Source organism: Butyricimonas sp. RTP31003st1_G1_RTP31003_210430, from assembly GCF_040920905.1.
Classification (GTDB): domain Bacteria; phylum Bacteroidota; class Bacteroidia; order Bacteroidales; family Marinifilaceae; genus Butyricimonas; species Butyricimonas paravirosa.
Map to the genome: position 1 here is coordinate 1 of NZ_JBCOSQ010000056.1, position 17,455 is coordinate 17,455.

Genomic DNA, 17,455 nt, shown 5'->3' on the forward strand with positions numbered 1-17,455 from the left:
CTGCTGTATTGCCCTGTCTATCTCCCAGTCGATATCACCTATGCCAAGAGATATGCTTGTGCCATGCAGCATACACCGTGCGAGTTTCAATGCGGAATCTGTCTTGTCTTCCTTGCGCAACCGGTCGAAAGCCATCAGCGCGATTTGTCTGTTTGAAATCTTTATCTCTTCCATATATTTTGCATCTGTTTGGGTCAGACAATCCCGGTAAGTTGCCTGAATCGCGCAACTATTTCATTGCATTTGCTTTGGGCAAGTTCCTCATATTTTTTGCAAATGGCACAGTATGCCTTCCAAGGTTGGCCTCTAAGCTCGTGCTCGTATGAGGACCTGACCAATTCCGGATATTCTTCAAAAAGTGTCTTGAATGCTTTACGCCATTTGCGCCCTTGCCACAATCCGTTTGCTATCAATGTTATGAATTCAAACATCTGTTCGTCTGTTTTCACATCCAATGCATAAAAATGGTCTGTTGTCGGCCACACGTTGTTGGAATGCTGCCAAGTTTCTATCTGCTTGGTTTTGGCATTGTATGCCATTCTTGTAATTACCTGGTGACTCATATTGATATGTTTTTAGTTCATTACCGTATTGTCTCTTTTCCTGTCACGGCTTGCCAGCATCCCGAAATGGATGCTGAATATGCGCCGGCTGAAGCAGAGCGGCGAGTTGTATTCCACCCGTTGCCACAGGGTAAAGTGGTTGTCGGAGAATGACCATCTGAAATATCCTGACAACGAGCCGAATAGCGGATTGGCATTCCTGTTTATCAGGAACCTGTTCACATCCACGATGTGCCCTGCCGTCAGGAGAATGTTCAGTATCTCCACAAACGCCATTTGCGAATAGGGGTCAACCGGCATTACCGGTCCTTTGAAGTTGATTTCCATCTTGTATATGTTTATACGCTTTAATCGTAATTGTCATCGAATACCTCGAAGCGGGGAATACCCGTGTCGAAATAGTTGCTTGATATGCCCGGATAGTACAGCAGGCTGTCATCCCCGCTGTCCGGGCAAGGCTCATCGTCGATATAGGCCGCATTTCCATAAAGTTCGATATAGTGCGCCACCAGCAGGTGCGGGTCTTCCGTACTGATGTCATGCCCGTAACGGTCACACCAGTCGAAGAAGCAATCCTTGTCGGGTTCCTCCAGCTGTTCCATCGCCTCCCTTATCTCGAAGAAGTTGGAACACAGCCATTCCCGGTTGATGAGCAGGTCCGGGATTTCCTCCCATCTCGTGTACCTGTATTCCGGAGTTTCCTCTTCGGGAAACAGTTCGGAGCAGGTGCACAGGAATTCCCCCATGTCGCCGAAGTCGGACATTTGCAGCAGGTTGTCTTTTTCCTGCCCCATGTCTATGAGATGCTGCGTGGTCACTGCCACTTCTGCCTGATTCAAGTCCATGATATTCTTCATTATAGTTTATGATTCGGAACCGGGGATTTCATTCCACAGGCTCCAAAAGGTCCGCACCCCGGCAGTGCAGGGTTTTTCGGGATAATACCGGAGCCTCCGGCGAGGATGATTTTCCCGAAAACCGCTTGCGGCATGACCTTGCCCTGCCGGTAAGGGGGCGGGCTACCTTTGCCTGTGGAATGGAATCTGCGGTTTCTCATTTGTTTTTCCATTTTTCAGTTCATGATGCGCTGGCTTCCCCAGCTGATGTGTATCTTGCCTTCGCTGTCCCGTTCCCTGACCAGCAGGCTCTCGATGACGGACATGGTGACGTCGAACTCCTCGAAGATTTCCGACTGTTCCTTTACTTCGCCCGTCTTGATGAACTCGTTCAGCCGCTCTTTGGTAAGCACCAGCGCCATCAGGTTCTGCTCCACGGAGTCCTTGTAGGTGACATAATGCACGTCCTTCAGCTCTTTGGAGTCGAGACGGATGAAACGGAAGTAGAACTGCTCCATCTTCGGGATGTTCCATTGCAGGGATTCAAGTATCACGTCGTTGCAGGTGGGTATGTTCACCGAACTGCTCAGGCTCTGCTGCGTGCATACCAGTATGCCGTTGATGGTGGAATCGAACTCCGTCACGATGCTTTGCCGTTTCTTGAACGCCACGTCGCCCTTGACCACAAATACGGGACGGTCAGGAAAACATTCGCGAAGACGGCTCTCGTAAAGGTCGAATGCGGCTATGGACGTGCAGCCGACAGCCACCTTGCCGGGTATCTTCCGTACCAGCCTTTCGATGTACCTTGTCTTGTTCGGAATCCCGTCTCCGGAATAGCCCTCTATCAGGTGTGGGACGGAGCAGGCCTTGATGAGCAGCTTGATCTGGCGCATAAGCCGGAGTCCGGCATCCTTCTTTGCATCCCCCGTGCTGTTGTAATACAGTTCGCAGATGCGGCAGAACTCCTCGATGATGACACGGTAAACCTCACGCTCGCCGTCGGACGGGCTGACGGTATGTGTCCGTATCTTGTATTTCTCTCCTGCAAAGTCCCTGAACTTGCGTGTAATGACGGTCTTCCCGATAAGGCCGGCCAGCTCCTCCTTGTTATAGACATCCTGGTTCTGCTTCTCAATGCCGAACACGGTGGATTTCCCCGGACAGTGGCAGGCACGGAAAAGCACATGCCCCCTGAAAGCGGGGAACGGCTCACCATAGTGCGGATTGTTATCTTCCTCTATCTCCTTGTCCCTGTTCTCGTGGTACACACGACTGCTCCAACAGACCATGTTTATGGAATTGTTATATAACAGCTCAAACTGGCTGTACAGTTCGGCGATGTTGTTGCGTGTGGTCGTACCGGTGTCGAGTATCTTGTATTTGAGGCGGCGGAAGAGACCGAGGATATGCCTTGTACGTTGTGACGACGGGTTGGTTATCTCGTCCGACTCGTCGAAAACAAGGCACAGTTTTCTTGAACTGCGTTTGACAAACCTTGCCATGCCCCGTTTCAGCTTGCCGAGCATGGAGGTGGATAGGACGATGAACACGCCTTCCGGCACAGCTTCCAGGTCGGCATTGTTCCTTGCCACCCGGAACTGTTCCCTGTTTATCGAGAGGAAGGGTATCCATGTCATATTGGTGGCGATGGCAGGAGCCAGTATGATGACATTCCGTACTTTGCGGAATTTGAGCAGGTATTTGGCACGATGGTACACGGCGGCTGTCTTGCCAGAGCCTTGCTGCCAGTTCAGCAGCGCGTGGCGTTTCTGCAAGACGAGGTTCAGGTCGTGTTTCTGGAGCGTGGTAAACTCGCAGGTCTCGCCGTCCTTGTTGATGAATGCACACCGGTCCAGGTATTCTTTCAGCCTGCCATCTTCCTCCATTTCCGGGAACTGCCGGTTCTGCATTTCGTACTCTCTCCGCTTGCGTCGGATCAGTTTCTCCGCCGCACGGATTTGATGCATGTTCTTTTCTGTCGGCACTTCCGGCATGGGCAGTTCAGTACGTTCCAGCACGAGGTCGTTGATACTTGCCGCCTTGTGCGGAACTTTGTCAAGGAGTCGCGGAGCATATTGTTTCAGTTTGAAGCCGTATGAGGTCTTCACCAATGCCACTTCCTTGCGAGGTACGGTATTTTGCGAGGTGATGTACCTGCGGATGACGGCAAGCACTTTCTTCGGGGTCAGTTTGTTCTTCTCCCATTGCTCCACCTGCTCCCGCGTGGCGTTCTCAGGCGGTTTCTGGTTACGGAACTTCGTGACCAACGCTTCCGCCTTGTCTATATGTTTGTTCAACTTGGCGTGCGCCTTCAGCTCGTACATGTACTTGGCAAGTTTGTACTCGAACAGCTCAAGTTCTTCCTTGTTGATCCGGTTGGTTTCGCGCATCAGGTCGAAACGCAACCGGTGTTTCATCGCCCTTGCCTCGCCGATGCGCTTTTTCAGCTCGTCCGCCGTTATGAATTCTTCCGCGTTGTAAGCCTGCATCTTGATGTGGCCCGATTTACGGAGAAATACCATGATTTTCGTATTGAAGTCATGGACTCCGACTGCGGCAAAGGCTGACGGGCCCAACTTCGTCTGACCGACAAATGAGAATCTGCCGTTTATACCGGCTATCCGTGTCTTCTCCCAGAACCCGCTCTGCATGAAGGAACAGGGCACGATGACCATCAGGATTCCTGCCGGATTGAGCACATCGTAAGCCTTGTCCATATAGTATTCCTGCGACAGTTTGTAGTCGAACTTCAAGTTAAAAGGAGGATTGCCGATGATAACATCGAAACGTTGTTCCGGATAGTATTGCCGGATGTCGCATTTCTCGATATGGGCTTCCGGGTAGAGGTATCGTGCGACAGACACGGCCTTGCCGTCTATGTCGAAGCCGTAGGCATTATGCGGGTTGGGCAGATGGTTGAAGAAATTGCCCATACCGCAACACATGTCAAGAACCATTTCGGATGAGACAGGACACAGCATATCCACCATGTCCCGGCATATTTCATGCGGGGTGAAGAACTGTCCCATCTCGAACTCCTTCTTCGCTTCGGCATACTCGTGGTAGCTGGCAAAGTCGGACTGTTTGAGGTTGTGCAGCCCTCCGATACCGGTATAGCAGTTGTAGATGCTCTCCGCCGGAATGAGGTTCTTGCCGGAGTCTATGGCGAAAAGTATCTTCTCGTTGACTTCGGCACGCATACCTTGCGGTATCTGTTGGGGGATGATGGCATACATGACTTTATCTGTTTATCGTTAAAAATGAAAACACCCCGCAAGGATTGCCTTACGGGGTGCTGTGTAAATCTTATCATGGTCAGTTTTCTCTTAGGGTGATTTCATCCAGATGCAGACGCTTGAAACAACTTTCGGCTGCCGCACTGTCCTTGAACCGGACATCGATACGTCCGTTCTTGTAGAATCGGATTTGCTCGGCATTGGTGGTCGTAAGGTCGTACCAGTCTGTGACAGAAATGTCGTTGTCATCAAAACGGATAATCATCTTTGAATTTCCATTCAGTATGTCATCCGCACCGTAGGCAATGCCGGCACACAGGGTTTCCAGTTCTCCGCCGTAGTTGTAGGAGATTCTGTTCCTTTGGTTGTATTGCATGGAAAAATCGTCGAAACGGATGATTTCGGGAAAGATTATCTTGTCCTTCTTCAACTCCGTCTTGACTTTGCTCCAGTATGCCGGTCTGACAACTTTGCTCAGGCGTGCGAGCAGTTCTTCCACGGCCGTTTCCCGGAAACTCTTGCCGCCCAAGTGTTCGATGACTACATCTACATATGTGTCATAAACAGGACGGAAGCCCATCGGAAGGGTCTTTTCGTCTATTTTATACTCAGGAACCGACACTTTGTAAGTCCTGTTGAAATAAGAAATGATGCGGTTCGCAAAATTCGCGTTGGCGTTTCGGTTCTTATCTACCAGATCGTTAATCAGGTCAAACGGTTTGAACTCGTTGTGTGAATAGTCTTCCCTGTCGTTATGGTAAGTGTAGAAATCACGCATGGAAACCTTGCCGTTTTCTTCGTAATGGAACTTACGTTCGGCTTGATATTGTTCGGCTTCTTCCTTGAAGACGGCGTACCAGCGGTCAATCTGGTCGAGTGTCTTGTAAAGCAGGTTTTGCTGCGTCTGGCAATAGACACGGTCCTGTTCCGTAATCTTGTCCTCGTTTCTCACTTGTACGCTCAGAATGCCTTGAAGCAGGTCGGGAGCGTTGCCGGCCTTGGGTGCTGTTGTCGTTTGCATATCTGTTAGGGTTAAATGTTAAAAATTATCCGGTTTAATCCGGTAGAAATAAGTGATGTGCTTTTCCATGTCCTTGACTATCTTGACCTGCTCGGGATGGAAGTTGAGCTTTCGCTCTACGGCAGGGATTTTTATCTTTTCCCATTCGGCGGAAGGTAAGAACACATATTCCCGACGGAAACACCATAACACGATTTGATTATCCCAATTTCCCTTGAACACCGTTCCTTCGTAGTCCTTCAGGAACTGCCGGAACTCGGCTTCGTCCCGAAAAGCGATGTCAAAGCCTTGATAGAGATTGCCGTTTTCCGATTCCTCCCTTTTGTGTAGGTAGAACTTCCGGTAGGTCTCGGTCGTGAAATCTCCATACCTGGGATTGGGTTCGGCATAAAACCATAACGGTACCTTAGCCAGAAATGACACCGAACCGTTGGCGCAAGCACCGCAATGCCCCCAGTCCTTGAACACCCCTTCCGTCCATTTCAGGAATTTCAGTTCCTCCGGATTCACGGAATGGAATGCGCCTCCGCTGACACTCAGACGGATATTGCCGTCCTCTTCCCACACGAAAGGCACATACGGCTGTTCGCATACGGAAAGATATCCTTCTTTTGCACTCCTGCTGTCAATAAGGGCGTTTCCGTAATAATCCCCGTGTTCGGTTACATATACCAGCCTGTCTCCGATTTGCGGTGTAATCTTAGAGCGTGTCCGCTCAATGAGTTCCACATAACTGTTGGCCATATCCACATCTTCCTGTGTCAGCCAATGCTGGTGGTCGTATGAAACATTCCGCTCTCTGAGTGTTTCGATACTGTACTTTTCTTTTGTTACCTGCTGTGACATAACAATTTATTTTTAGTGATCCGGCTTTTCGGGGCCGGAGTTCCCGTAACTACAGGCCATAAAAGGTCGTGTCCCGTACATGCAAGGTTGGCGGGAAAAATACCGCAAGCCCTCCGGGCGAGGATGATTTTTCCACGACACCCGGAGGGCTTGACCTTGCTTGTACGAGCAGGACACGGGTTACCTTTGCCTGTGAGTTACGGGGATTCGGCTACGGTATGGCTGTCATGTCCGCTGTATATGTTTCTTGAAATGACCGTGATATTTTATGCCCGAAAATTACCGGCAATCACGAAAAAATGCTACCTTTGCATCAAGAAAAAAGAGTTATTTGAAAGCATGAGGAATATAGTGATTCTAAACAGCTTGGAATTTTCTTATCCGTTGCCCGTTCTCATGCGAGTTTTCTACAAAGCGTTGATAATCAAATAAGATACTTCAGATTACAACAAATATTACAAAAATCAACATAAAACTACTCTTTCACAGAATCATGACGATATACCCGCATGACCCCCTGTATACGTTTCAACCGGGAAATCAGTTGTGACAAATGTTCCGTATCACTAACCAACACGGTGATTTGCCCGTCAAATAATCCCTCGCTCGAATTAATGGACAATCCCCGTAACGTGATCTTCGGGTCCTTCGCTATCACCTCGGTAATCTTGGTCACCATTCCCGCATCTTCACGCCCCACGATACTCAACACCGTCTGGTAAGAAGTTGCCCCGGCATTCGTCCAAGCCGCCTGCACGATTCGGTACGGGTAGCGACGCTGCAAATCAAGAGCATTCTTACACTGGGTCCGGTGAATCTTAATCCCCTCACCAATAGAAACGAATCCCAGAATATCATCCCCGAATACCGGGTTACAGCAACGGGCGAACTTGTACACCACGTTATCCACGTTCCGGTCGATCAACAACACATCTTCACTAATCGGGCGGGACGGGGTAACCTGCACCTCTTCTCTTGGGGTAGTAACCGCACGTTCCTCTTCTTTCGGGCGAGTAATGAACTCCTTGATCTCCGCCATATCCAACTTTTCCTCGGCAATCGCCTGGTAAAGATCGATAGCAAACTTATACTTATAGTGTTGTTGCAAACGATGAATCACCTCGTCCGTCAACTCTAACTTCCAATTCTTAAACCGACGAGCCAACATTTCCTTACCTAGTGTGGCCTGAGCCCGCGAATCTTCGGTGAGAAACTGACGAATCTTGTTACGAGCTTTCGAAGTCGTGGCAATATTCAGCCAGTCGGCATTCGGCTGTTGATTATTCGAGGTTAGGATGGATACCTGATCCCCGTTCTTCAACACATAGCGCAAGGTCTCGTTACGTTGGTTTACCTTTCCTCCTACACAACGGGATCCCACGGCCGTGTGGATAGCATAAGCAAAGTCAAGTAACGTCGCACCCGCCGGTAAAGTCTTCAAATCTCCCGCCGGGGTAAACACGTGTACCTCCTTATCTTGCAGGTTAATTTTAATATCGTCCAGCATATCCACGGCTCCGACTTCCGAACTCTCCAATATCTCTCGTAACTCAGTCAGCCACTCCTCTATAGCCTTATCCGCCGTTCCCCCCTTGTACTTCCAGTGAGCCGCGAATCCCTTTTCTGCAATCTCATCCATCCGTTCCGTACGAATCTGCACTTCCACCCATCGGTTATTAGGTCCGAGAACGGTGGTCTGCAATGATTCATAACCATTGGATTTAGGCACTGAAATCCAATCCCGCAATCGCTGCGGGTTAGGCGTGTACTTGTCGGCCACGATCGAATATGCCCTCCAACAATCGGCCTTCTCTTCCGGCCCCCTGCTATCCAGTATAAAACGAACCGCGAATATGTCATAGATTTCCTCGAACTCCACCTGTTTCTTCCGCATCTTGTTCAAGATCGAAGCGATCGTCTTGGTACGCCATTTCACCTTGAATTTAATTCCCCGGTTATTGAATTCTTCCACGATAGGGGCAATAAACTCGTTGATATATTTTTCACGGGCCTCCCGTGTTCCTTCCAGCTTCAAAGAAATCTCCTTGTACACCTCAGGCTCCCCGTAACGCAAAGCGAGGTCCTCCATCTCCGATTTGATATTATACAAACCTAAACGATGGGCAAAAGGAATGTAGATATAACTGGTTTCCCGGGCTAACTCCCGTTGTTGTTCCGGAAGTAAAGTCTCGGCATGTCGTAAATCATACAATTTTTCCGCCAGAAAAATCAACTGCACCCGTACATCTTCAGCAAAACTCAGTAGTAATTTCCGGAAATTTTCGGAATCCACCACCCGGTGAGTAGCGTAGATATGGCTTATATCCCGTAAACCGGCTAATATCTGAGCTACTTTCTCTCCAAATACCGTTTTTATCTGTTCCAATTTCAACGTTCCGGACTCTATTGCCCGATGCAACATCAAACAAATAATAGAAGTCCTCCCCAACCCGATCTCGGACGTGATAATTAATCCGGTATCCAGCAAACGATGAATATCTTTCTCGGTAACCGCTCGTGAATTTGCCTCGCTGCTCATTGCCGTGTCGAAAGCTTTTCGCACGAGACGAATATCCTCGGTTGAAATCAAGTTCTTACATGACTTTAATAAAGATCTATATTTTTGTTGTACAGTAATGTATGTCGTAGTTTCTGCCATAACAGGTTAATTTAGTAAATTCCAATTCCTATTAATCATATCAAAAAAAATGCCGTACTCCCCGATTTTCATTCTATTCAAGATGTAATAACAACTAATTATGCAGGACAACGACAATACCCGCCCAAAGGTTACCCGCAAGCCCCTAAAATTAATTTATTTCAAGCTACACAGGATAAAACCGTATCGTTACAGTCGTTCTTTTATGCTATCACCGTGAAAAAATCTGAATTATTTGACTACCGGTTTCACGATAATCTCGAAATTCCGACCATAGTTAATCAAGTATAATCCCCGATTTTCCAAACCTCCAAATCCACTCACGGGATGGAACCGGAAACGGGTAAATGCTCCGCTTATATCCTTTTCCCGCAACACGTTCAAAGTATTCCCACGTTCTATGTCAACCAAGGGGATAAAGCACATAACAATGTCAAACGCCCGGTTCACCACATTACTCGGCTCCGAATAAAAATAATCCCGGTGTTTCGCAGAAAACTCTTTAGCCACATCACCTTGATAATCCACGTAACTATTCGCCATCATCTTCACGTTCAACTTAAACAACACTTCCTCATCAATAGAAGTAAATTTCAACCAATCAGGGAAACCAATTACCGTGATCCGGAACTGATCTGCTAGGGCAGACAACACGGGCAACGTCCGACTGGCCGCCGCTTCATTTATAGTTGGAAACAAGATAATATTTTCCACCCCCAGCCTCATGACCTTGCGTAATGAATCCAAATGCATTTGAGGCCGCCATTGACAATTCGTCATATCTTCCATCCCGTTCGCCTGTAAGCGAGTTCGTACCAGATCCGTTAAACGACTCTCTCCCCCGGTGCGCCCCCCCCCATCCGGAATGATATTTATCAGATGAGCCTGCGTACCATTCGCAACAATCCAGTCCGCCATCTCTTCTACCAAAGAAACCGTAGACGTATTCAACTGCACAAAATTCGGGAAACGGACTAAATCTCCTCCCCGTGAAGAAAGCGGGAAAATCATCGGAATCGTCCGGTTTCCTAGCTGTTCGGCAACTGCCTTATACGTGTTCGCATACACGGGACCGATAATCAAATCCGGAGATAACAAATTCAATTCTCCTACCAAGCGTTGCACGGTATTGGGATCACGTTCCGTGTCATAAACATACAAATCGATCGTGTATCCCAGCCGTTTCAAACTATCCACGGCCATCAATACCCCCTGATAAAATTGCAGGAAAGGTTCCGTACGAGAAGATAAACGCCAATGCTCGTTCCGTATATTCACTCCCAGCGTGTCCACCGGAATTTCCTCCTCGGATAAGGGCAACTTGTTTTCCTTCACGTACAAAGGCAACATAAGAGCAACTTTCACGTGGCGTTGCTCACGAGCGACTTCGGGAATAACAAACACAGTATCACCCACAACCTGCTGCACCATTCCTTCCAATGAATCGCGGGCAGGCGGGAATGTATTTGAATGACTTTTCTCGTATTTTTCCATCTCTTCACGCCGGGCTTGTTGAACCTCTTTCGCCTGACGTTTTTCCCAGCGTAATTCAGCCTCCAACACGTTTCGGTCAATCTGCCTCAATGCCAATTTCACAACAGCACCTTCCGCAATCGGTCGGCTCACATCGTACTCCGGATTATCTTTCAGAATTCGTTTCATCTTGATATTAAACTTCCGGGAAAGAGAATATAGCGTCTCTTTCGGTTTCATCCGGTGATAATAAAACTTATCATCAATAGATTTAAAGGGTTCGACCACTGGAATTCTCAACACGTCCCCGATCGAAAGGGCATTGTCACTCTTATCATTTAATATTTTCACTTCATCCACGGAGACACCATAAGCCTTACATATGGAAAAAAGCGTTTCCTTGGCTTTCACGGTATGGAGATAATAGGACTTTCCCTGATACACGATTTTCTCTGTCGATTTCTCTATCTTGATTTCCTGCGCCCCGACATAACCCGTCAAACCCAGCAACAGAAATACTAAAATGAATCTTACCATCTTTATCACTTCTTATTTTCAAAGCAAAAATAGTAAAATAGTAGTGATAATTGAAAAATCTCTGCTATTTTTGCAAAGTTAAGGTATTTCAATACCAGTACTGCCCGTGTTCAGTAGTAATGAACCCGGCAAGTTTTATAAATTTACAAACGTTATACACTCTATGGGTTTCTTTAAAAAAGGACATATCATCGTGTTATTGATTAACATAGCCGTAGCCAGCATCGTGTTGTTCGTGATCGGGTATATCGTGTTGAATCGATTGGAGAAATACACGAATCATGGTTACTATATTACAGTTCCCGAACTCCGGGGACTCACTCCCGACGAGGCGAAACCTTTCGCCAAAGAGAAGAATTTGCAAATCCTTGTCATCGATTCTATCTATGACAACAATGCCAAACCGGGAACTATCGTGGAACAATTCCCGTCACCGAATGCCCACGTGAAGAACAACCGGGCCATCCAACTGACCATCAACGCCAATGCCCCGGAAAAAATTATTTTCCCGAACCTTCGCAACGTGGCCTTCCGTCAATCCTTGCAACGATTGAAGAACTTGGGACTCAACGTTGGAAGAATCGAATACATTCCTTCCAACTTCAAAAACCTAGTACTTGATTTCAAATACGAGGGAAACATCATCGAACCAAATAGTTTGATACAAAAAGGAGAAACAGTGGATATTGTACTCGGGAACGGGAACACGTCCAACGACCAAGTAGCCATCCCATCATTAGTGGGGAAAACACTGGCAGAGGCAAAAGCCATACTATTGCGGGCATTCTTAAACGTGGGTGAAATCCTACCCGACAACACGATCAAAACCGAGGCTGACCAATCCACGGCAATTATATACCAGCAAGAGCCTGAATTCGAAGAAAATATGACGATGAAGATGGGAGGAGACATCACGCTCTACCTCACGAAAGATAAAGAAAAAATAATGGCACTGGACTCCCTGTCCATTGAGGAGCTACAACCATGATAGAAGAAGAAGTAGAAGATTTAGAAGAACTGGGCGAGGACGAACCGGAACAAGAGCAAGAAATGTACGAACATTTCCGTCTGGAAGTTGATCCCGGCCAAAATTTACTGCGTATCGATCGGTTTCTGGTCGATCGGTTACCCAACGTATCCCGCACAAAAATACAGGAAGCTGCAGAAGCCCAATGTGTACAGGTCAATAATAAACCGGTAAAATCCAATTACCGGGTAAAACCCAAAGACATTGTCACCTTGATGCTCCCCCACCCAAAACGGGAAATACGGGTCATACCGGAAGATATTCCTTTAAATATCGTGTACGAGGACGACTATCTGCTGGTCATTAACAAAGAACCGGGTATGGTGGTACATCCTTCCTACGGGCATTACACGGGGACTCTCGTAAATGCTTTGGCATGGCACTTGAAAGGGAATCCGTTATTCAAAGAGAACGATCCCCGCCCTGGACTGGTTCACCGGATAGACAAGGACACTTCCGGCCTGTTGGTCATTGCCAAAACGGAAGAAGCTAAAACCAAATTGTCTTCCCAATTTTTCCATAAAACCTCCAGTCGGAAATACGTGGCCGTATGTTGGGGAAACTTGGAAAATGACAACGGAACGATTATCGGTAACATCGGAAGGAGTATCTCTAACCGAAAAATCATGGGTGTATTCCCGGAAGGTAGCGACTACGGCAAACACGCCGTGACTCACTATCACGTGCTGGAACGTTTGGGTTACGTGAATGTCGTGGAATGCGTGCTGGAAACCGGACGTACCCACCAAATCCGGGCTCATTTCAAATCAATCAGACATCCGCTATTCAATGATCCGGAATACGGTGGTAATGAAATCCTGAAAGGCACCACATTCACGAAGTACAAACAATTCGTGCAAAATTGCTTCGCTCTCTGTCCCCGACAAGCATTACATGCCAAAACCCTTGGTTTTGAACACCCGGGAACGGGCAAATGGATGGACTTCAATTCCGAAATACCACAGGATATTCAACAGCTCATTGAAAAATGGCGGGGCTACGTGGCAAACCGGGAACTGGAAGATATTGAATAACCTAGACAAATACGTATTTCAAAATACACAATATCGAGAGTATATACATCGTGAGATTTAACTCTCGATATTTACCTGCAAACAATTTAAACAACACATAAGTCAATAACCCCAACACAATACCATCGGCAATCGAGTAAGTCAACGGCATCATAATAATGGTCACAAAAGCAGGAAAAGCCTCGGTCATATCATCAAAACGTATTTTCTTCACCGCATCAAACATAAAACTCCCCACGATCACCAATACCCCTGCTGTAGCGATACCCGGAACCAACAAAAAGAACGGGGCAAAGAACAAAGCGACAATGAACAACCCACTAACAACAGCAGCTGTCAAACCGGAACGCCCACCTTCGGCTATACCAGCAGTACTTTCAGCGTAAGTCGTGGTGGTTGACGTTCCGAGTAAAGCCCCAACCGTTGTTCCCACAGCATCCGCCATCATCGCAGGTTTCAACTTCGGGATACTCCCGTCAGGTTTCACCATCCCTACTTTATTTGCCGTACCGACCAATGTTCCTAAAGTATCAAAAATATCCATGAACACGAGCGAGAAAATCGCAATCAACATATTCGGGGACAACAAAGAATGAAAATCTAGCTTGAAAAAGACCGGCTCCAGAGAATGAGGCATCGATACTAAAGAAAAGCCTTCCGGTATCCGGGTAATCCCCAAAGGAATACTTAATAACGTGACCGCCACAATCGCATAGAAAAGAGCCCCTTTCACTTTCCGTACAACCAACACACCTCCGATAACAATTCCTCCTACCGCCAACAACGTCGATGGAGTAAACTCGCCTAAAGAAACAAATGTTGCAGGATTAGCCACAATCAACCCGGCCTTTTGTAATCCCAAAAAAGCAATAAACAAACCAATTCCAACGGATATGGCATGTCTCAACGTTTCGGGAATAGCATTCACTATCAACTCCCGTATATTAAACACGGTCAACAGGATAAACAACAGCCCCTCGATAAAAACAGCAGCCAAGGCACTCTCCCAGGAATATCCCATGCCCTGCACTAACGTAAAGGCAAAAAAAGCGTTCAACCCCATACCCGGAGCCAAGGCAAAAGGTAATTTCGCCCAAATAGCCATCACCAACGTGGCAAAAAATGCTGCCAAGGCTGTAGCTGTGAACACGGCTCCCCGATCCATCGATGCCGCCGAAAGAATATCCGGATTCACGGCAAGAATATACGACATCGTTAAAAAAGTAGTGACCCCAGCCATGATTTCTGTCTTTACCTTCATCACGCTGGGATCAAATCCAAAAAGTTTCTTTAATATCATCTTTATAAAAGATAAAACCAAATCCTCGTTACACGTTAAAACGGAAGTTCATCATGTCCCCGTCCTGCACCACGTACTCCTTTCCTTCCACGGACATTTTCCCGGCTTCCTTACATTTTGCCTCGGATCCCAAAGCAATAAAATCCTCGTATTTGATCACTTCTGCACGAATAAACCCTTTCTCGAAATCCGTGTGAATAATCCCGGCAGTCTGTGGGGCCTTCATCCCGTTCTTGAAGGTCCACGCCCTCACTTCCTTCGGGCCTGCCGTGAAATAAGTACGCAAATTCAATAACTTATAAGCCGTACGAATCAATTTATTCACCCCGGCTTCCTCCAGTCCTAGATCCTGCAAGAACAACTGTTTCTCCTCGTACGTATCCAACTCGGCAATATCCGCCTCGATAGCAGCACCGATCACCAGGACCTCTGCCCCCTCGTCCTTCACGGCATCCCGAACGGCATCCACATATTTATTTCCCGTCACGACGGAAGCCTCGTCCACGTTACAAACGTACAAAATAGGTTTATTCGTCAGCAACATCAACTCCTTCGCTGCCTCCTGTTGTAAATCGTTTAATTGCACGGAACGAGCAGATTTCCCCTGTACCAACGCATCCTTATATAAATGCAACACCTCGACCAGACGTTTCGCCTTTGCATCCCCTCCGGTCTGAGCTTTCTTCTCCTCTTTTGCCAAACGGCTTTCCACTGTCTCCAAGTCTTTCAACTGCAACTCTGTATCAATCGTCTCCTTGTCCCGGATCGGATCAACATGACCATCCACGTGTACGATATTATTATCATCAAAACAACGTAACACGTGAATAATAGCATCCGTTTCCCGGATATTAGACAAAAATTTATTTCCTAAACCTTCACCTCTACTCGCACCTTTCACTAACCCAGCAATATCCACGATCTCCACCACAGCAGGTACCACGTTTTGAGGCTGTACCAACTCGACCAATTTATTCAGTCGCTCGTCCGGCACGGTAATCACTCCCACGTTCGGTTCGATCGTGCAAAAAGGGAAATTTGCCGACTGCGCTTTCGCATTGCTCAAACAATTAAATAACGTCGATTTCCCCACGTTTGGCAAACCGACTATTCCACATTGTAAACCCATTATATTTTTGTCATTTTAATTATTACCTAACTTGCCAGCACACCACACCCGTGGAATGCATTTTTTCAGCCGACAAAGATAACGATTCTTTTTAATAATACATACAGCCCAGTCTCTTATGTATTTCAGTAATATTACTTATGTTATCTTGTCGTGATATGAAAACAACCTTGCTTAAACTCGTAACGAACATAGCATTTCTTTTGCAAACGCAAATCCTGTAACACGTCTGCCAACACACTTTTCAACTTTTCCTTCGGTGCTTCTTTACGTCCGTCCTTCTTGAAACGTGCATATGCCACATCAAAAGTAGTCCCGTACACATGAGCGGAATTGGCACTAGCATTCCCGTTACTTTTCCGCAATTTCTTCACGCTAGATCCCGTGCGCAACACACTTGTCACGATAATACTATGGGAAGGTAATCCTTTCTGATACAGGGAGTCTTTAAAATTTCGGGCTATATCTGCCAATAAATCACAGGCCTCCGGGACAAGATAAGGTTCTGAATGTGTTAATTTATCCACTTGGAACAATTTACAGGATTTAATCTCTTTTAAATCCCGATCTGCCTTACTCAAATCCTCTGACGCCTTCAAAGGAGTAATTCCCAATCGCTTGGCGGAAGACAGATGCCTGTCATTTAAATCATTAAAAGTTCTCTGGTAATTTTTAAAATAAACAAAAGGCTTTTTATTCTTTTCGTTTTTCTTACAAGCCCCGACCAATATCAACAACACGCACACTATCGTGTAATACCACACCGCTCTTCTCATCGATATTATTCATTTTTCTCAGGTTCTACATGCACAGCCACGTGAGTACGCAACCCGTATTTAGCCCTCAAACGATTCTCAATCCCGGTAGCAACCACATGTGCCTCCTGAACGGTCATATCCGGCCGTAAGCGGATATGCACTTCTATAGCGAAGTCATTACCGATCCGACGAGTTCTCAAATTATGAGGATCTTTTATTTGCGGGTCTTCATTAATTATCGTAATTATTTCCTTCTCGGTCTCCTCCGGCAAAGATCGCTCCAATAAATCATTCAAACAAGGTATCAGGAGCTGAATGGACACTTTCACGATGAAAATACTCACGATAACGGCTGCAATCGGGTCAAGTACCCGCCAGTCCTTTCCCAGAAAGATCGCCCCGGCAATCCCCAAAGCTGTACCGATAGACGAGAATGCATCCGAACGATGATGCCAAGCATTCGCCACAACAGCCTGACTTTGCACCTTATGCCCCACGATAACCGAGTAACGATACAGGATTTCTTTCACCACGATCGAAGCAAGAGCAGCGATCAAAGCTATTAAATCGGGACTACCCAACTTCTCCCCCCGATAAAAAGCAAGTATCTGATTCAACCCGTTCCAAAAAATCCCTGTTCCGACCATTAACAAAACGATCCCAATAATTGCAGTTGCCAGTGTCTCATATTTACCATGCCCGTAATCATGTCCCGCATCCTTCGGTTTAGCAGAAACTTTCACAAAAACCAGCACGATAATATCCGTCACAAAATCTGACAAAGAATGTACGGCATCCGCAATCATAGCACTACTTTGTCCCAATATTCCTGCCACGAACTTAAACACTAACAAAAAAAAATTAGCAATTGAACCGACAATTGTAACCCTATATATTTGCTTTTCTCGACTTTCCTTTTCCATTGACAATAGTTAAACGCTTACAAAGTTACAAGAATTAATGTAATTTTGCCGTAGAAATTTAGAACATTTTAAATGTTTAAACGTTCAAACACTTAAATTATAAAATGAAT

Annotated in this window: 16 protein-coding genes; 3 read left to right on the top strand and 13 right to left on the bottom strand. The window is 46.6% G+C overall.

Annotated elements, in window-relative coordinates:
* Positions 1-194 precede the first annotated feature (194 nt).
* The 7 genes from AB5542_RS15620 to AB5542_RS15650 all read right to left on the bottom strand — a co-directional run bounded on the left by AB5542_RS15620 (position 195) and on the right by AB5542_RS15650 (position 6,505).
* Entirely contained in the window at positions 195-563 is a 369-nt protein-coding gene (locus AB5542_RS15620; RefSeq protein WP_005647142.1) for a hypothetical protein, read from the bottom strand.
* A 12-nt stretch (positions 564-575) separates the two neighbouring features.
* On the bottom strand, positions 576-890 hold the full coding sequence (locus AB5542_RS15625) for a hypothetical protein (protein ID WP_005647143.1): 315 nt from the start codon (positions 888-890) through the stop codon (positions 576-578).
* Positions 891-910: 20 nt separating this feature from the next.
* A complete protein-coding gene (locus AB5542_RS15630) occupies positions 911-1,408 on the bottom strand; it encodes a hypothetical protein (RefSeq protein ID WP_009276377.1) in 498 nt (165 codons plus the stop codon).
* An 11-nt stretch (positions 1,409-1,419) separates the two neighbouring features.
* Positions 1,420-1,620: a hypothetical protein gene (locus tag AB5542_RS15635; RefSeq protein ID WP_005832102.1), complete on the bottom strand. Its 201-nt coding sequence runs from the start codon at positions 1,618-1,620 to the stop codon at positions 1,420-1,422.
* Positions 1,621-1,635: 15 nt separating this feature from the next.
* On the bottom strand, positions 1,636-4,638 hold the full coding sequence (locus AB5542_RS15640; RefSeq protein ID WP_005832101.1) for an N-6 DNA methylase: 3,003 nt from the start codon (positions 4,636-4,638) through the stop codon (positions 1,636-1,638).
* A gap of 79 nt (positions 4,639-4,717) precedes the next feature.
* Positions 4,718-5,659: a hypothetical protein gene (locus AB5542_RS15645; RefSeq protein WP_005832100.1), complete on the bottom strand. Its 942-nt coding sequence runs from the start codon at positions 5,657-5,659 to the stop codon at positions 4,718-4,720.
* Positions 5,660-5,677: 18 nt separating this feature from the next.
* Complete coding sequence (locus AB5542_RS15650) at positions 5,678-6,505, bottom strand: DUF4121 family protein (protein ID WP_005832098.1); 828 nt, start codon at positions 6,503-6,505, stop codon at positions 5,678-5,680.
* Between the two features lie 123 nt (positions 6,506-6,628).
* On the opposite strand from AB5542_RS15650, the gene AB5542_RS15655 reads away from it, so the two are divergent.
* A complete protein-coding gene (locus tag AB5542_RS15655; RefSeq protein WP_229782421.1) occupies positions 6,629-6,937 on the top strand; it encodes a hypothetical protein in 309 nt (102 codons plus the stop codon).
* A 43-nt stretch (positions 6,938-6,980) separates the two neighbouring features.
* On the opposite strand, the gene AB5542_RS15660 is transcribed toward AB5542_RS15655, so the two are convergent.
* Together AB5542_RS15660 and AB5542_RS15665 are read right to left on the bottom strand one after the other, a co-directional pair.
* Positions 6,981-9,164: a RelA/SpoT family protein gene (locus AB5542_RS15660; protein ID WP_279038033.1), complete on the bottom strand. Its 2,184-nt coding sequence runs from the start codon at positions 9,162-9,164 to the stop codon at positions 6,981-6,983.
* Positions 9,165-9,395: 231 nt separating this feature from the next.
* Positions 9,396-11,174 (bottom strand): LysM peptidoglycan-binding domain-containing protein, encoded by a 1,779-nt coding sequence (locus AB5542_RS15665; protein ID WP_340279257.1) that lies wholly within the window; start codon positions 11,172-11,174, stop codon positions 9,396-9,398.
* Positions 11,175-11,337: 163 nt separating this feature from the next.
* On the opposite strand from AB5542_RS15665, the gene AB5542_RS15670 reads away from it, so the two are divergent.
* Both AB5542_RS15670 and AB5542_RS15675 read left to right on the top strand, forming a co-directional pair.
* The gene (locus AB5542_RS15670) at positions 11,338-12,162 is read left to right on the top strand and encodes a PASTA domain-containing protein (protein WP_051465620.1); all 825 of its coding nucleotides are present in this window, start codon (positions 11,338-11,340) and stop codon (positions 12,160-12,162) included.
* The gene (locus AB5542_RS15675; protein WP_027199822.1) at positions 12,159-13,235 is read left to right on the top strand and encodes an RluA family pseudouridine synthase; all 1,077 of its coding nucleotides are present in this window, start codon (positions 12,159-12,161) and stop codon (positions 13,233-13,235) included. The genes AB5542_RS15670 and AB5542_RS15675 overlap by 4 nt, the downstream gene beginning before the upstream one ends.
* Position 13,236: 1 nt before the next feature.
* Here AB5542_RS15675 and AB5542_RS15680 read toward each other — a convergent pair whose 3' ends face one another.
* The 4 genes from AB5542_RS15680 to AB5542_RS15695 form a co-directional block, all read right to left on the bottom strand.
* The gene (locus AB5542_RS15680; protein ID WP_340279266.1) at positions 13,237-14,535 is read right to left on the bottom strand and encodes an NCS2 family permease; all 1,299 of its coding nucleotides are present in this window, start codon (positions 14,533-14,535) and stop codon (positions 13,237-13,239) included.
* 28 nt (positions 14,536-14,563) lie between these two features.
* A complete protein-coding gene (gene ychF / locus AB5542_RS15685) occupies positions 14,564-15,664 on the bottom strand; it encodes a redox-regulated ATPase YchF (RefSeq protein ID WP_027199824.1) in 1,101 nt (366 codons plus the stop codon).
* A 143-nt stretch (positions 15,665-15,807) separates the two neighbouring features.
* Positions 15,808-16,440, bottom strand: coding sequence for a DUF5715 family protein (locus tag AB5542_RS15690; RefSeq protein WP_270581286.1), 633 nt, complete (start codon positions 16,438-16,440; stop codon positions 15,808-15,810).
* A 5-nt stretch (positions 16,441-16,445) separates the two neighbouring features.
* The gene (locus AB5542_RS15695; protein ID WP_027199826.1) at positions 16,446-17,345 is read right to left on the bottom strand and encodes a cation diffusion facilitator family transporter; all 900 of its coding nucleotides are present in this window, start codon (positions 17,343-17,345) and stop codon (positions 16,446-16,448) included.
* Positions 17,346-17,455 lie beyond the last annotated feature (110 nt).

What these genes read in the sequence shown, in the direction of transcription:
- AB5542_RS15660 (WP_279038033.1), bottom strand. Translation starts at nt 9,164, where the DNA reads ATGGCAGAAACTACGACATACATTACTGTACAACAAAAATATAGATCT.
- AB5542_RS15620 (WP_005647142.1), bottom strand. Translation starts at nt 563, where the DNA reads ATGAGTCACCAGGTAATTACAAGAATGGCATACAATGCCAAAACCAAG.
- AB5542_RS15670 (WP_051465620.1), top strand. Translation starts at nt 11,338, where the DNA reads ATGGGTTTCTTTAAAAAAGGACATATCATCGTGTTATTGATTAACATA.
- AB5542_RS15635 (WP_005832102.1), bottom strand. Translation starts at nt 1,620, where the DNA reads ATGAGAAACCGCAGATTCCATTCCACAGGCAAAGGTAGCCCGCCCCCT.
- AB5542_RS15695 (WP_027199826.1), bottom strand. Translation starts at nt 17,345, where the DNA reads ATGGAAAAGGAAAGTCGAGAAAAGCAAATATATAGGGTTACAATTGTC.
- AB5542_RS15630 (WP_009276377.1), bottom strand. Translation starts at nt 1,408, where the DNA reads ATGGACTTGAATCAGGCAGAAGTGGCAGTGACCACGCAGCATCTCATA.
- AB5542_RS15665 (WP_340279257.1), bottom strand. Translation starts at nt 11,174, where the DNA reads ATGGTAAGATTCATTTTAGTATTTCTGTTGCTGGGTTTGACGGGTTAT.
- AB5542_RS15675 (WP_027199822.1), top strand. Translation starts at nt 12,159, where the DNA reads ATGATAGAAGAAGAAGTAGAAGATTTAGAAGAACTGGGCGAGGACGAA.
- AB5542_RS15625 (WP_005647143.1), bottom strand. Translation starts at nt 890, where the DNA reads ATGGAAATCAACTTCAAAGGACCGGTAATGCCGGTTGACCCCTATTCG.
- AB5542_RS15680 (WP_340279266.1), bottom strand. Translation starts at nt 14,535, where the DNA reads ATGATATTAAAGAAACTTTTTGGATTTGATCCCAGCGTGATGAAGGTA.
- AB5542_RS15650 (WP_005832098.1), bottom strand. Translation starts at nt 6,505, where the DNA reads ATGTCACAGCAGGTAACAAAAGAAAAGTACAGTATCGAAACACTCAGA.
- ychF (WP_027199824.1), bottom strand. Translation starts at nt 15,664, where the DNA reads ATGGGTTTACAATGTGGAATAGTCGGTTTGCCAAACGTGGGGAAATCG.
- AB5542_RS15640 (WP_005832101.1), bottom strand. Translation starts at nt 4,638, where the DNA reads ATGTATGCCATCATCCCCCAACAGATACCGCAAGGTATGCGTGCCGAA.
- AB5542_RS15645 (WP_005832100.1), bottom strand. Translation starts at nt 5,659, where the DNA reads ATGCAAACGACAACAGCACCCAAGGCCGGCAACGCTCCCGACCTGCTT.
- AB5542_RS15690 (WP_270581286.1), bottom strand. Translation starts at nt 16,440, where the DNA reads ATGAGAAGAGCGGTGTGGTATTACACGATAGTGTGCGTGTTGTTGATA.
- AB5542_RS15655 (WP_229782421.1), top strand. Translation starts at nt 6,629, where the DNA reads ATGATTTTTCCACGACACCCGGAGGGCTTGACCTTGCTTGTACGAGCA.